Annotated in this window: 12 protein-coding genes; 6 read left to right on the top strand and 6 right to left on the bottom strand. The window is 47.1% G+C overall.

Annotated features, from left to right (window positions below; all coding sequences use genetic code 11):
- The 6 genes from cheD to CCY32_RS09605 are packed head-to-tail and all read right to left on the bottom strand — an operon-like array spanning position 1 to position 6,363.
- The gene (cheD, locus tag CCY32_RS09580) at positions 1-609 is read right to left on the bottom strand and encodes a chemoreceptor glutamine deamidase CheD (RefSeq protein WP_088330385.1); all 609 of its coding nucleotides are present in this window, start codon (positions 607-609) and stop codon (positions 1-3) included.
- A complete protein-coding gene (locus tag CCY32_RS09585; RefSeq protein ID WP_088330386.1) occupies positions 606-1,436 on the bottom strand; it encodes a CheR family methyltransferase in 831 nt (276 codons plus the stop codon). The genes cheD and CCY32_RS09585 overlap by 4 nt, the downstream gene beginning before the upstream one ends.
- Positions 1,437-1,464: 28 nt before the next feature.
- Complete coding sequence (locus CCY32_RS09590) at positions 1,465-3,639, bottom strand: methyl-accepting chemotaxis protein (protein ID WP_088330387.1); 2,175 nt, start codon at positions 3,637-3,639, stop codon at positions 1,465-1,467.
- A 3-nt stretch (positions 3,640-3,642) separates the two neighbouring features.
- Complete coding sequence (locus CCY32_RS09595) at positions 3,643-4,155, bottom strand: chemotaxis protein CheW (protein WP_088330388.1); 513 nt, start codon at positions 4,153-4,155, stop codon at positions 3,643-3,645.
- Positions 4,121-5,989, bottom strand: a complete 1,869-nt coding sequence (locus CCY32_RS09600; RefSeq protein WP_088330389.1) for a chemotaxis protein CheA — start codon at positions 5,987-5,989, stop codon at positions 4,121-4,123. Before CCY32_RS09600 ends, CCY32_RS09595 begins: the two co-directional genes overlap by 35 nt.
- Before the next feature lie 8 nt (positions 5,990-5,997).
- A complete protein-coding gene (locus CCY32_RS09605) occupies positions 5,998-6,363 on the bottom strand; it encodes a response regulator (RefSeq protein WP_088330449.1) in 366 nt (121 codons plus the stop codon).
- Positions 6,364-6,765: 402 nt separating this feature from the next.
- On the opposite strand from CCY32_RS09605, the gene CCY32_RS09610 reads away from it, so the two are divergent.
- The 6 genes from CCY32_RS09610 to CCY32_RS09635 all read left to right on the top strand — a co-directional run bounded on the left by CCY32_RS09610 (position 6,766) and on the right by CCY32_RS09635 (position 14,664).
- The gene (locus CCY32_RS09610; protein ID WP_168171475.1) at positions 6,766-7,917 is read left to right on the top strand and encodes a response regulator; all 1,152 of its coding nucleotides are present in this window, start codon (positions 6,766-6,768) and stop codon (positions 7,915-7,917) included.
- Positions 7,918-8,016: 99 nt separating this feature from the next.
- On the top strand, positions 8,017-9,228 hold the full coding sequence (locus CCY32_RS09615) for an EAL domain-containing protein (protein WP_088330391.1): 1,212 nt from the start codon (positions 8,017-8,019) through the stop codon (positions 9,226-9,228).
- A gap of 42 nt (positions 9,229-9,270) precedes the next feature.
- Positions 9,271-11,118: a PAS domain-containing protein gene (locus CCY32_RS09620; protein WP_168171476.1), complete on the top strand. Its 1,848-nt coding sequence runs from the start codon at positions 9,271-9,273 to the stop codon at positions 11,116-11,118.
- A complete protein-coding gene (locus CCY32_RS09625) occupies positions 11,115-11,468 on the top strand; it encodes a response regulator (RefSeq protein WP_088330393.1) in 354 nt (117 codons plus the stop codon). Before CCY32_RS09620 ends, CCY32_RS09625 begins: the two co-directional genes overlap by 4 nt.
- 181 nt (positions 11,469-11,649) lie before the next feature.
- Positions 11,650-13,635 carry a PAS domain-containing hybrid sensor histidine kinase/response regulator gene (locus tag CCY32_RS09630; protein ID WP_088330394.1) on the top strand — a complete coding sequence of 662 codons (1,986 nt, stop codon included), beginning with the start codon at positions 11,650-11,652 and terminating at the stop codon, positions 13,633-13,635.
- A 153-nt stretch (positions 13,636-13,788) separates the two neighbouring features.
- Positions 13,789-14,664 carry a WYL domain-containing protein gene (locus tag CCY32_RS09635; protein ID WP_088330395.1) on the top strand — a complete coding sequence of 292 codons (876 nt, stop codon included), beginning with the start codon at positions 13,789-13,791 and terminating at the stop codon, positions 14,662-14,664.
- The last annotated feature ends 120 nt before the right edge of the window (positions 14,665-14,784 follow it).

Consider the following 14,784-nt stretch of genomic DNA (forward strand, 5'->3'; position numbering starts at 1 on the left):
CTAAAACAGGTCCACGTTTTTATCTAACGACTTGTACTTGAGACGTAAACGGTACTCGCTCTCCCTATCCAAAATGGTGCTGTTATGCAAAGAGCGTATCTTTTTAATGTGAACCGTGCCCTCACCCGGTAGAAAATATACCTTGCGGGGATAATCGGAGAGCACATCACTGGCAATCACCGGAATGTTCTCTCTTTTGAGGTAGTCAAACGTAAAATCGACATTGCGCTCTCCCACATTGCTGAGCATAAAACCTCTCATCACATTACCGCCCCCAAACACCTTGGCGACCAGATTGTGCCGCTTGGCCCCGAGCTTCAGCATCTGGTTGATCAGAATTTCCATGGCGTAGCCCCCATAGCGGGCCGACTCAGATAAAATAGAAGGCTTAGGTCCCTGGTCACTGGGCAGCAAGTAATGGTTCATGCCGCGAATACCATTTGAGGGATCATGCAAACACACTGACACACAAGACCCTAACACGGTGACGATCATCGTATCGTCAAAGGTGGCGTAAAACTCACCGGGTAAGATTTTTACCGCGTTGTGCTTAAAGTGGCTGTCGAAGTAACGATTAGCGTAAAGCTGGGGTTCCGCACACTCTGTCATGGGGAGGGGGTCCTTACTTTGCGGTATACCGTTTTCCCAATAGGTTTAATCAGCGCCGAGGCATTCAGAAAACTCTCAGAGTGCCCGGCGAAATACAAACCATCATCTTTGAGTAACGCCGCCAGCCGGTTAAGTACCCGAAGTTGTGTTGGTTTATCGAAATAAATCATAACGTTCCGACAGAAAACCACATCGAACGGGCCCTCTATGCCTTGCCAGGCACCTTCTGTAAGGTTGAGACGCTGAAAGCGGATGAGGTCGCGAAGCTCGCTAACCACTTTTACCTTACCCTCATTGGCACCTTTACCTTTGAAAAAGAAGCGTTTTACTCTGCCGGGTGATATATCGGCAATTCTGGCCTGTAAATAGACACCTGCCATTGCTGTACGCAGGACATTGCTATCAATGTCTGTGGCCAGAATCTCAACAGGGGGCGTCAGACTTCGATAGGCTTCTGCTGCACACATGGCAATAGAATATGCCTCCTCCCCGGTACTGCTGGCCGTGCACCATATTCGTTGCCGGCCATGGGCCTGCTGGAAGTAGCGATACAAAGCCTCGAAATGATGATGCTCCCGGAAAAAAGAGGTCAGATTCGTTGTCAGGCCATTAACAAAGTGTTCGACCTCCTGCTGGTTCTCAGCAAGGAACTGAAGATAATCCGCAAAACTCGGTATCTTCAGTACCCGTAAACGCCTCGCCAGGCGGCTATAAACCATCGAATCTTTGCTATCTGCCAGCTTAATGCCGGCAGCGTTGTACAGCACTTCTCTGACCCGGTTAAAATCACGCTGGTCAAACTCAAACTCTCTTACTTCGCTTTGCATGACCTGCACACCTTTTCAACGGTTCGAATTAGAAAGACTCCCATTCATCTTCTTCCGGTGAGGCAGCTTTGATATGGCGATTATCCTGCTGTACCTTCGCTTTATTAGCCGCAACAGGTGCAAGCTTACGCACATTGTCACCGGCCGTTGATTGGCTTGAGTTTGGCGTATTAAAGCGCTCACTTAATTTAAACATTGAGATTTGCTTAGCCATGCTCTCGGCCTGCGCCTGCAAGCTTTCTGCGGCAGCCGCAGCCTCTTCAACCAAGGCCGCATTTTGCTGTGTGACTTCATCCATCTGGGATACCGCTTTACCCACCTCGTCGATACCAGATGCCTGCTCTGCTGAGGCGGCCGCGATTTCAGCCATAATGTCGTTCACACGCTTAATAGACGTCACTACCTCTTCCATGGTTTTTCCCGATTGGGTGACAAGCTCATTACCGCTTTCAATCTTACCCACTGAGTCAGAGATTAATGACTTAATGTCTTTGGCGGCGTCAGCTGAGCGCTGGGCCAGTGAACGCACTTCTGATGCGACGACCGCAAAGCCGCGCCCCTGCTCTCCAGCCCGTGCCGCCTCAACGGCCGCATTTAACGCCAGGATGTTAGTCTGAAAGGCAATACCATCAATCACACCGATGATGTCTGATATTTTCTGTGCCGACTCGTTGATAGAGCCCATGGTGACCACCACCTTCTCTATCAGTTCGCCGCCATCGGTCGCTATGGTAGATGCCTGCGAAGCCAGGCTATTGGCCTGATTCGCATTCTCGGAGTTCAGCTTCACCGTGCCGGTCAGCTCTTCCATACTGGAAGCCGTCTCTTCGAGGCTTGAGGCCTGCTCTTCTGTGCGACTGGATAAGTCAGCGTTCCCTTGGGCAATCTCCGATGACGCGGTGTTGATTAAATCTGCCGCACTACGGATTTCTGAAATCATGCCGGACAGGTCATCAACAAAGGAAGAGAGGGCGTCACTAATTTGTTTAAATTCACCCTCAAATTCCATCGCCACATTGGTGCTCAAATCCCCCTTGGACAGACTCAACAGGACACGCTTTATCTCATTGATCGCAGCTTTTCTGCCGGTGATGTCCGTGGCGTACTTAACCACCTTGAAGGGCTTACCATTAAGATCCAGAATCGGGTTGTAGGTTGCCTGAATCCAGACTTCCCGACCTCCTTTGCCGACTCTTTTAAATTCATCATTAGAGTAAATACCCGCGTTAAGCTGATTCCAGAACTCCTGGTATTCCTGACTTCTGCGGTAATCCGGCTCAACGAAGATACTATGATGCTTGCCTTTTATTTCATCCAGGGTATAGCCCACAGTATTAAGAAAGTTTTCATTTGCCGTAATAATAGTGCCGTCCATATTAAACTCTATGACGGCTTGCGATTTACCGATGGCCTCAATCTGACCTTCATAATCCGCATTCTGATTTTTTTGCGCTGTGATCTCAGTGGCGTATTTGACCACCCCTGTTACTTTTCCGGAGGGGCTTAGAATCGGATTGTAAGAGGCCTGGATCCAGACTTCCTTGCCACTTTTAGTTATACGTTTATACTCTCCGGCCTGGTACTGCCCCTCTCGCAGACTTTTCCACATATTTGCATAGTCACTGCCCTGGTGCTCTTTTTCTTCGACAAAGATGCGGTGATGCTTACCGACAATGTCCTCGATCCGATACCCCATGGTACTCAGGAAGTTCTCATTGGCAGTGATAATATTACCTTCAGGGGTAAATTCGATAACCGCCTGGGAGCGATCCAATGCATCCAACATACCGCTTTTTAAGATCAGTTCGCTTTGGTCAAGCCACTCAACGGCAGTTCCCGTAGACTTGCCCGCATCATCAAACAGGGGCATCAGCGTCAGCTGAAAGTTTAGTGAACCTATGCTGATACTCGACGTCATCACCTCTCTGAGGTTTGCCAACATGCCCCGCTGGTGGGCCGGGTTTTTATGAAAGATGTCGATATTCTGACCAATTAAATTATCCGCCGAGAACTGCGGCAGTACTTTTTGCAGTTCGGCTTCCGCTTTTTTCAGCAGTGCCAGTACCGCTTTATTGGCATAAACGATGGTTCGATCCGCGTCAGCAATCATGAAGCAACTCGAACTCATTTCCAGAGTCTGGATCTGTCTGTCTGCATTAGCAGAGGCTTGTGTAGAGGGCTTAAAGAGGTTTAACACGTTCATATGTCACTCCTGATCATCTTGATCGCTTGTATCAAATAGAGCCAGCGTTTCGCTGGAAATAAGGCTTTCAATGTTCACAATAATCACCATGGACTCATGCACCTCGGCAAGACCATGTAAAAACTGGGTATCAAAAGCCACGCCGAATTCAGGTGGCGGCTTGATATCCTCATCATTCAGCTTTATCACGTCTGAAACCGCATCCACCACAATGCCAACAATGCGGTTACAGACATTCAGCATGATCACGATGGTAAACTCGTTATACGTGGCTTCACCGACGTTAAACTTGATGCGCAAATCGACGATGGGCACAATGTCACCACGCAAATTTAAGACGCCTTTGATAAAGGGCGGCGAATTGGCGATTTTGGTCACAGGCTCGTAGCCACGAATCTCCTTCACCGACATAATGTCCAGGGCATATTGCTCCTGGCCCAGAACAAAACTGAGGAATTCTCGCTCAGGCTCCGACGCACTCTCAGCTTGCCTTTCTTTCTCGAGTATCTCGCTCATAGGTCTGTGCCTCCGCTACTTGTGTATTGACGTCTTCCGCCAGTGATTCCATATCCAGAATAATGGCCACCTTGCCGTCACCCATGATGGTGGCTCCGGCTGCGCCAGGAACGCGCTTGTAATGCTGTTCTAAACTTTTAATGACCACTTGCTGTTGTCCCAACAGACGATCAACCATCAAACCGAATCGCTTCTTGCTTGTTTCGATCAGGATGATAATGGCATCGGTTGGTTCGCCAATGGCACCGTCGATATCCATGCGTTTTGACAAATTCAGAATGGGCCAATACTGATCTCTGACCCATAACAAATGCTCATTGGCTATTTGCCGTAACTGGTGAGAGGCCGGTTGAATTGACTCGATAATAGAAACCAGGGGTACCACGAAGACCTGATCGGCAGAAGCGACACACATGCCATCGACAATCGCCAGTGTAAGGGGAACGCTGATAGCGAATGCGGAACCTTTGCCAGCCGATGACTCAATGCTTATGCGCCCACCGATACTCTCAATATTGCGCTTCACTACATCCATACCGACCCCGCGACCGGAGATGTCGGTAACTTGATCTGCGGTCGAAAAGCCGGGCGAAAAGATTAACTGCCAGATATCTTCATCATTGTCACGGTCAGGAACAGCAATACCATTTTCAGTGGCCTTAGCGAGAATTCTCTCTTTATTCAGGCCTGCTCCATCGTCTTTAATACTGATGACAATATTGCCACCACGCTGCGCCGCTGCGAGTGTGATCTGCCCCACCTCAGACTTACCTTGTGCCACCCTTGGTTCAGGCATTTCTATGCCATGGTCGATACTGTTTCTAACCAGGTGAGTCAGTGGGTCCACCAGCTTCTCAACCAACCCTTTGTCAATCTCGGTACCCCCACCTTCTATCTTTAATTCAACCTGTTTACCCAGCTGGCCAGCAAGATCTCTGACCAATCGGGGGAAGCGATTGAATACGAAGGAAATGGGTAACATCCTCATCGACATCACCGCTTCCTGCAGTTCCCTTGTATTCCTCTCTAGCTCGAGTAATCCCTGTTCCAGCTTTTCCTGATCACGGTCTTCCGTTTGTTGCCCGACCACGGCTAACATCGACTGAGTGATCACAAGCTCGCCAATGAGGTTCACCAACATATCTATCTTGGAAGTATCAATCCGAATGGATTTAGATTCGGAAGCATTTTTACCGTTGCTGGAGGAAACTGGGCGCGCTGGTGCAGGAGCGGGCTTTCTGTCACACCCGGATGTTTTTGGTAAGGACGATACTGAGGCATTGGGTGAGGAGGGCTCGTTATCAAAAAAGCCAAAGCCACTATCATCTTGATTTTCTGACTGTGGCTCTGACTCGAAGAAACCGAACGCATCCTCTGCTTCGGAAGTGGTTGATTCAAAAAAGCCGAATCCTCGCTCCTCATTGCCGGAATCAGATTCAGGACAATCGTTATCTATCGTCTCTTGTAATAGCAGAATAGCCTGATCAATTTCAGCCTGGTTAATAGGTTGAGCGTTACGGTAATCTTCCAGAACGGTTTTCAGTACATCTACCGTTTGCAGTAACTGGTTAACGATAGTGGGGGTCAGCTCTTGTGTGCCATTTCGGGCTTTATCCAACAGGTTTTCCATAACATGGGTCAGTCCACCCAACCCGTCAAACCCGAAGATGCCGCTTCCTCCTTTTATGGAATGTGCTGCACGAAATATGCTGTTGAGATGCTCGGTATCCGGTGATTCGGGCTGAATCTCCATTAACAAGCGCTCCATGGTTTCCAGATGCTCCTGACTTTCATCGAAGAACACCTGGTGAAACTGTTCCATTTCAACCGTCATAAGCGTATTTACCCCAAAACCTTAGCAACCAACTGTAGGAGCTTAGAAGGGTCGAAAGGCTTCACCATCCAACCTGTTGCACCTGCCGCCTTGCCCTGACTCTTCATGTCACTGCCCGCTTCGGTTGTCAGCATGACGATGGGTGTCGCAGCAAACGCCGCCATTTGTCGAAGGGCTTTAACCAGAGATATCCCATCCATATTGGGCATGTTGACGTCTGTTAGCACGAAGTCGAAACTATGGTCCTGACAAATGTCCAGCGCATTCTGCCCATCTGTTGCTGCAGTAATGTCATAACCTTCACTTTTTAACGTGACCTCTACCATCTGTCTGATTGAAGGCGAATCATCAACAATTAGAATCTTCTTACTCACCGTTATCTCCTCGTTCACCCGCTTCGGTGCGGACAACCTTCCTTTTAGCTGTCGATTAACTCCCCTGTCATGAAGAAAAAGATGCTTTAAATCGTCATAACAGGACGTCAGTGCATCTGAGTATAAACCCATAAATTCGTGACTCAGGCTGGATTCTGGAAACATTGACATATGTCAAGTTTTGCAGATGACAGCAGGGCTAAGTCCAGACTTGCAGCTATATTGTTGGTAAAGCAGAGACAGGCTGAGTGCTAACAGCGAGATTATCGTGCGCCTGGAGGTTTACCGGTTTTCAAAGCGGCAAACCTATCTCATGTGCCTGCACTGCACTTGCGAGAAAGATACACAAAGAGAGTAACGCGAAGGCCAACACGTTTTCAGACTTAAAAATGGATGAATGCTGTGAAACAAAAATTGTTAATTGCTGATGACGAGAGCGACATCAGAGATCTTCTCAAAGAGTTGTTCGAACACGACTTCTCTCTTTTGTTTGCCAAGAACGGGCAAGAAGTGATGGAGCAGATCAAAAGTAACCCTGCGCTCATAATTCTGGATATGCACTTACCTGGCTTGTCGGGAATCGAAATCTGTCAGCATCTGGCAGAGATCAGTGTTGAGGAGAGACCTTCGGTCATTGTGCTCAGTGGTGATACCTCTGATGCATTAGTCAAACAGGCCTATAGCCTCGGCGTCAGCGATTATATCGGTAAGCCTTTTAACCTCGTGACGTTCCATGAACGCGTGGTGAGGTTCGCTGATGACATCAACTCTATTCAGAAATTACAGCAAAAGGACAAGGAAATTCAGTCTCTTGCACAAACTGCCATGAAGCAGGCGTCTTCTTATGGCAGAGCACTTGAGTTAGTTGCAAAACTGAATGACTGTGACACCCCTCTGGATATTATGCGTGCTGTGGCAAACAACCTGCTTAATCAGGATCTTAAAATTGCCATTCAATTACGCTCAGATTCACAGACCTTTAATTATGATGTCGATACTCAGGAATGCTCACCGATCGAGCTACAGATCTTTGATGTACTCAAAGATCATGGACGGATTTACCACTTTGGTCGGCGCACCATCTTCAATGATCAACATGTCTCGATTCTGGTCAAGAATATGCCCTATGAGGGTACCTTCTCGTTTGATGCCGTATTAGATGTTGCTGCTAAATTAATCCTGGCGGTGAACTCACGTTTTGTTTCGCTTCTGGAACATCAGTCACTGATCAGTACGCGCGATACATTGCAATCTGCCATGCAAATGTTGTCTCAGGGCATTAATAGTATGGAAGCAGAGCGCAGAGAGTTGATTGAACAGATTGAACTTAAAATTGGGCTTAGCTTTCACGAACTCGATATGACTGAAGCACAGGAACAGTTTTTTATGCAGTTGATTGAAAATCAATTGCGCAACCGGGAAAAGAGCACCAATCTGGCACCGCTGCAACAACTGATCACATCCTGTGTGGATGGAATGATGCTCTCTGAATCGAGTAAAGCCCTGAGAAAAGAGCATGTTGAGGTTTCTGATTCTGATGTAGAACTCTTTTGAGAGTGAGAGCAACGATGAGCAAAGTCAAAAAATTGTATGGGCAAGTGAGGTTCACTTACTCAACTAAAGCTGCCAGTGTATGGCACAGGAGATAGGCTGATGTCTCATATCGTAATTATTGAGGATGTCACAGAAATCGGTCTTAACCTTTGTGAATTTGCAGAGCATGCTGGTTTCTCCAGTCGTTTCTTTTCCCGGTTTGATGAAGCCACTCTGTCCGATTTACAGGATGCCTCACATATTATCCTTGATCTGAATATGCCCGGGCATGATGGCCTGGATGTACTCGAGGTACTCAGCAAAGAACGAATCCATGTACCTATTATTCTGTGCTCCGGTGTGGCAGAGGATATCATCGACAGTGCGGTGGATGTATTGCAAGAGTCTGGGCTGGTTTTTGGTGGCAAGCTGCCAAAGCCTTTTAGCTATGAGCAGTTTAAGGACTTAGTGACCGGAGTGGCATTGCCAGCATTGAGCGAAAAATCCCGAATCACGCCCAGAAAGCAAATCAATTTGACCCGGGGTGATCTTGCGATCGCAATACGAAGAAATTGGTTTTATCCCGTATTTCAACCACAGATCGATGTAGAGACGAACACGGTGTTTGGTGTGGAATGCCTTGCCAGACTCAATCATCCGTTATTTGGCCAGTGTGGACCAGATGCCTTTATTAGCAAATTGGTACAAACAGAACTGATCGATACCTTTACAGAACATTTCATCGCCGAGTCACTGTGCCGGCTGGCAAAGATAGGCTTCCCCCCGCAGATGCGAGTGTCATTTAATATCGACCCCAATTCATTGCGCAAAAATTTTCTGGCCAACCTGGCGGCCCATGTTTCCGATCACTACATCAAAGCCAGTCAGATCTGTCTGGAGATTACCGAGCTATCTGCCGTCGCCATGTCAAAAGAACTTAAATCCATCCTGACCAAACTCAGAGTGCATGGTTTTCATATTTCCCTGGATGACTTTGGCACCGGTTTTTCAACGGTGCATGAGCTTGATCTTCTGCCCTTTAATGAACTGAAAATTGACCGTTCATTTGTATCTCACCTTACTGAGCGTTCCGGCACCCTGACCATTATCAAACACACTCTGGGTCTGGCAGCAGATATGAAGCTACTGGTTATTGCCGAAGGCGTGGAAACATCGGAACAAGTGGAACACTTAAAAGCGTTAGGATGTAAATATATGCAAGGTTTCTATTACTCCAAACCTCTTGAGCTCAGCGCCTTAGAATCTTTTTTAGTAAACTATCCACAGCAGCCCACCCCTGCGGGAAGTGGCGTGGAAAACCGGCACGATTAGACGAGCATAAAAACCATGTTGACGGCGATCATTAATCAGGATTTGCAAAAAATCAAAGCCTTGACCGGCAAGTCTTCGCTGCTGGTGGCGATACTCACCAAAACAGGAGAGTTCTGCTCCCTCAACTCAGTGTGGCGGAAAGCATTCAACTGGGAAAAAGAGGAGTTACTGGGAAATGCATTCACCACGCACATCCACCCAAAACATCAAAACAATGCACTGTCCGCATTAAGAAAAGTGGATAAAGGGCAAGAGACCTTAGACTTAAACTGCTTGTATCGGTGTAAAAACGGTGAGTTTGTCGAAGTGCAATGGGCCATGACGCCGGGAACAAAGAACAACGAGACCATCTTAACCGGCAGAGTCATGGCTGAAATCTATGAATTAGAGGAGCGTATTCAGGATAATGCTGCGTTGTTCGAGCGTGCTACCCGTTTGATTCGTTTAGGGCACTGGTCTATTGACCTGTCTTCTAAAGCGCTTTTCTGGTCCAATGAAATCTATAACATTCATGCTCTTACACCAAAGAATTACACACCCGAACTGGACTCTGCCATTGAGTTTTATCACCCCGAAGATAGAGCCATAGTAAGAGAGCTGGTTGACCGGGCTTTTACCACTCCCGCTCCATGGGATTTCAAATTAAGAATCATCCGCAGCGACGGAGAGATACGTACAGTGCACTGTATCGCCGAACCCCATTTTAATGACAACGGTGAGGCCATAAAACTCTCAGGGTCATTTCAAGACATTACCGATCATGAAGTCTTAAATGAACAAGTAGAGCTACTATCCAAGGTGGCTGAAACGACGCTGGCAGGCGTGGTGATCTGTGATGCCAATAAAAATGTGATTTGGGTGAACAATGCATTTGAAACCATCACAAAATACACCGCGGAAGAAGTGTATGGGAAGTCACTGGGCCAGTTCCTGCAGGGCCCAGACACGGATCCGGAAACCGTACAGGAAATTCGCACCACCCTGGCAGCGGGTCAGGACGTCAATGTGGAGATTCTGAATTACGACAAAAATGGCGCACCATATTGGAATCAACTGCTGATTTCCCCCATCACCAAAGGCGGTACCATCGTCAATTTCATTGGTATCCAGCATGACATCACAGCCCGCAAGCGCGAAAGTGAAATCAGCTCACGTAGCCAGAAAATGGGGGCAATAGGAAAATTAGCAGGAGGCATTTGTCATGATATGAATAACATCATGGCCATCATCTCTGGCAATACTCAGTTACTGAAATTAAAAAATTCCAATCCGGATCTGGAAAAATGCATTGCCAACCTGGAGAGAGCCACAGAAAGAGCTTCCGGCGTAACCAAAAGGTTACTAAAAACCGTCAGAAACGAGGCGCGCAAACCAGATATCATCAACCTGGATGAGGAGCTGCGCCACACCATTGAGTCAGTCTCACCTTCTTTTCCAGAGGGTATCATTGTTGGCGCAGATTTAGGTTTTCACGCCTCATTATTTTGCAACAAGCATACCTTTCTGGATGCCATTACTAACTTGTTGGTTAATGCAAAAAACGCCATAGAAAAAGAGGGGCGCATAACGCTTCGCTCTGAACTCTCGTCCTTCTTTCAGCCAACCTTTGGCGAGGTCATACTTCACCCCAGAGAAAGTGAAGAGTATTGCCTGATTCAGGTAGAAGATACCGGAAAAGGAATTAATAAAAGTAACCTCTCAAAGATATTCGACCCGTTTTTTAGCACTAAAGCCGAGAAGAGTAGCGCGGGTCTTGGATTAAGCCTGTTATTTCAATTTGCTTTAGAGGAAGGCTATGGCATCCAGGTGTCTAGCCGGGAGAACATGGGAACCACTTTTTCACTATGGATACCACTTAACCGAACTGACAATTCCGAGTTGGCAATATGAATATCGTTATTATTGATGATGAACCCCTGATCACAGAAGTACTTACGGTTTTTATGGAAAATAAAGGCGCAAACGTACTCACATTTAATCGGGCAGAGGAAGGTTTGGCGCATATTAAAACCCATCACAAAGACATCAATGCTGTGGTCACCGATTATCGGATGCCCGGAACAGTGGATGGCGGCGACATCTATCGGTATATCAGGGCAAATCACACGCACATCATTTGTTTCATCATTTCAGGTTTTATTGACGGCAACCCTAACGGGATTAATCCGGAACATATTATTGGTAAGCCCCTGGATTTTAATGATTTGGTTGAGCGCATTTGGGCCTCATGTACTGAGTAAGGGCAATAGATATGAAACCCGGTTATTTCACGCTGAACGAAGCCAACACTTCATTAAAAACGAATTTAAAATCTGATACTTACGAGATTATTAATTTAATAGAGATAAGACATAAAAGCGGTCTAAACTATAGAGATATCGACACACAGGTCGACGTCACGGATGGTATTAAGGCATAAGTATGTCAAATGGCAGCAGGAGTCGCGAGGCTGAGCTCTCCCAAAAGGTATCAGACCTCGAAAAAGAACTGGAGAAATATAAACTTCGCGCTGAGCGTTACCATCATTTATTCCTCAATATGGAACATGAGGTACATGTCTGGGAGCTGGTGTACAACAGTGATAACAGCATTCGTACCTGGAAGCTGTTGGACGCCAATAGGATGGCATTAAACAACTGGAATAAAGAGCTCGAAGATGTTCAGGGAAAGACCACCGATGAAATCTTCGGTACCGACGCCACCCTACAGTTTTTGCCTGTAGTTGAAAAAATATTTTCTGAGAAAAAGCCGTACTCCTGGGAAACTTACTTCGACGGTACAGACCAGGTGCTGAGTATGACCAGCATTCCCTGCGACGGGTACTTCATCAGTACCGGCATTGATATTTCCTTTATTAAAAGAACCGAAAACGATTTAAGAGAGACCGTGCTCAAACTTAAGGAAGCGATCTCTGCGGGAAACATCGGCCTGTGGGACTGGGATCTGGCTACCAATCAGACCTTCTTTTCTCCGGAATGGAAGCGTCAGCTGGGTTATGAAGATCACGAAATCAAAAACGAATTTCAAGAGTGGGAGGGCCGGGTGCACCCGGATGATGTCGACAAGACCCTGAAAAAAATTAACGCCACGCTAACTGAAGGAAACGAGTATCATGACATCGAGTTTCGGATGCGCCACAAAAATGGTTCTTACCGCTGGATCATCGCTCACGCCTCTCTGCTAAAAGACGACCAGGGTTTACCGGTTCGTCTGGTGGGTTCACATATTGATGTGACTGAACGCAAAGTCATGGAAGAAACCGTATTACAACAACAAAAAATGCAGGCCCTGGGTACATTGGCGGGAGGCATTGCGCATGATTTCAACAACTTACTCACCCCCATTCTGGGGTATGCCCAGCTATTGAAACTCAGGCTGGAAGAAGCGCAAAAAGAAGCGGAGTATGTCTCACAGATTGAGGATTCGGCCAGTCGCGCTAAAGATCTGGTACAGCAGATTCTGATTATGAACCGCGAGTCCGTTGAGCATATCGAAGCGGTATACATCGATAAACTGGTCGCCGAGGTGTTAACCCTGTTCAAAACAACAGCCCATAAAGATATCAGCATCACCCAAGATTTTGAGGACGAACTTCCGGCCATCGGCGCAGATCCCTCAGAATTGTATCGGGTCGTTTTAAATCTGTGTACAAATGCCATCCAGGCGATGCCCAGAGGGGGAGAGCTTAATATTCAGGTGCGTCAGGAACTCGCCAGAATCACCACAGATGCTTCAGACAGCGTCGGCAATATTGAGCCAAGTGATTGTATTTGCCTGACGATCCGTGACACCGGTGTAGGCATGGATGAACCCACTCAAAGCCGGATTTTTGAACCTTTCTTCACAACAAAGCTGAAAGGAGAAGAAAGAGGCTCAGGATTGGGGCTTTCCATCGTTGCCAGTATTGTGCAGCAACACAAAGGCATGATTGAAATTGATAGTAAACTTGGTAAAGGTACCGAGTTCCGCCTGTATTTCCCCATTATTCCTGCGGATATGCCCCCACCCACAGAGACAGAAGAGATATTGGAATACAGTGGCGATGAGGCCATTTTACTGGTCGATGATGAAACGTCGTTGTGTGATTTAGGCGCATCACTACTGAGTCAAATCGGCTATCAGGTAGATACATTTCAGAACGCTCAGAGCGCTCTGAAAGCGTTAGAAAACGACCCGAATCGGTATACGCTAATCATCACAGACTATGCTATGCCAAAAATGAATGGTCTGGAGTTTATTGAGAAACTCAGAGCGTTGGATCTGAATATTCCCATCGTAATGGTAACTGGGTTTACTAACCTGATAAGCGAAGAAAACCGTATAAAGTGGGGTTGTGATGCCCTCATCGGCAAGCCCTATACGATGAGAGAACTCAGCAGGACTATCGGTCAGTTGAAGAAGCAATAACCTTCAGCTCCTTTACCAACAAAAACTTCAGAGAAACCTAGTTATTCGTTATTCATCTTCATGAAGGTTCTCTTTGCAACATGAGAGCGAATACCATAATCTTGATATACCTACTAAAAGCAACCACATAGTAATTGGAACCGCGCTAATATCATGCTTGAAAACATCAGTTTCGCCCAGAAACAGCGACTCGCCTACATCGACTTTTGTTTACTTTTTAAAGGTGCCATTTATCGGCAGGATCTGATCAACCGCTTTGAAGTTGGGTTGTCTGCGGGCTCGCGAGACTTCAGTTTATATAACGAGTTAGCGCCGGTGAATATGAAGTATGATGCCCGGGAAAAACGCTATTGTCAGTGTGCCTCCTTTCGCCCTTTGTTTGAACATGACGCCCAGCGAACACTGCTTAAACTGGCCAACGACATTTCCGATGGGTTTGACGCCATAGGCGATATTCATTTTCCTGTCGAGGCTCCTTCCAGCCTGAATGTGCCGGATATTTTTATCGTTGCAAAACTGGTGCAGGCCATTCTCAGCCACAAGGCCGTGAACGTGATTTATACCTCACTGTCCAGTGGTTCAGGCAGCCGTGAACTGGTACCTCATGCCATCGTTGATAATGGGTTGCGCTGGCATGTGCGGGCTTTTGACCGTAAAACACAAAGCTTCAGAGACTTTGTACTCACCCGCATCAGCAAAGTCACCATCAAAGAAGCACCACTGCCCCATGAAAATCGTGAAGCCGACCAGGAATGGCAGCGGCTGATCCCCTTGCAACTGGTACCTCACCCTAAAAATATTCAGTATCGCACCGCCATCGAGATGGACTACGGCATGGAAAACAGCCAACTGCTTATAAAGGTGCGGGCCGCCATGGCCGGCTATCTGCTCAGACGCTGGAATGTGGATTGTACCGAGCGGGCCACCCTCAAAGGCGCGGAGTATCAACTGTGGTTACAAAATCGTTTTACCCTGAATAAGGTAGACAATCTGACCATTGCGCCGGGTTATCGTGAAGGGGGGATGTGAAGGGGGCATCATTACGATAATCCCATGGTCCATCGCTGCTGCTTTGGTTGCAGACAAACCCGACAGCATCACTGATACAAATGGTTGCAAAAAAGCGCTGCAGTTGATTGCAATAGTCAT

This window comes from Lacimicrobium sp. SS2-24 (assembly GCF_002201535.1).
Classification (GTDB): domain Bacteria; phylum Pseudomonadota; class Gammaproteobacteria; order Enterobacterales; family Alteromonadaceae; genus Lacimicrobium.

Excerpts from the sequence above, each read along its gene's own strand:
- CCY32_RS09600 (WP_088330389.1), bottom strand. The coding sequence starts at position 5,989 with ATGACGGTTGAAATGGAACAGTTTCACCAGGTGTTCTTCGATGAAAGT.
- CCY32_RS09595 (WP_088330388.1), bottom strand. The coding sequence starts at position 4,155 with ATGAGCGAGATACTCGAGAAAGAAAGGCAAGCTGAGAGTGCGTCGGAG.
- CCY32_RS09625 (WP_088330393.1), top strand. The coding sequence starts at position 11,115 with ATGAATATCGTTATTATTGATGATGAACCCCTGATCACAGAAGTACTT.
- CCY32_RS09615 (WP_088330391.1), top strand. The coding sequence starts at position 8,017 with ATGTCTCATATCGTAATTATTGAGGATGTCACAGAAATCGGTCTTAAC.
- CCY32_RS09630 (WP_088330394.1), top strand. The coding sequence starts at position 11,650 with ATGTCAAATGGCAGCAGGAGTCGCGAGGCTGAGCTCTCCCAAAAGGTA.
- cheD (WP_088330385.1), bottom strand. The coding sequence starts at position 609 with ATGACAGAGTGTGCGGAACCCCAGCTTTACGCTAATCGTTACTTCGAC.
- CCY32_RS09590 (WP_088330387.1), bottom strand. The coding sequence starts at position 3,639 with ATGAACGTGTTAAACCTCTTTAAGCCCTCTACACAAGCCTCTGCTAAT.
- CCY32_RS09585 (WP_088330386.1), bottom strand. The coding sequence starts at position 1,436 with ATGCAAAGCGAAGTAAGAGAGTTTGAGTTTGACCAGCGTGATTTTAAC.
- CCY32_RS09635 (WP_088330395.1), top strand. The coding sequence starts at position 13,789 with ATGCTTGAAAACATCAGTTTCGCCCAGAAACAGCGACTCGCCTACATC.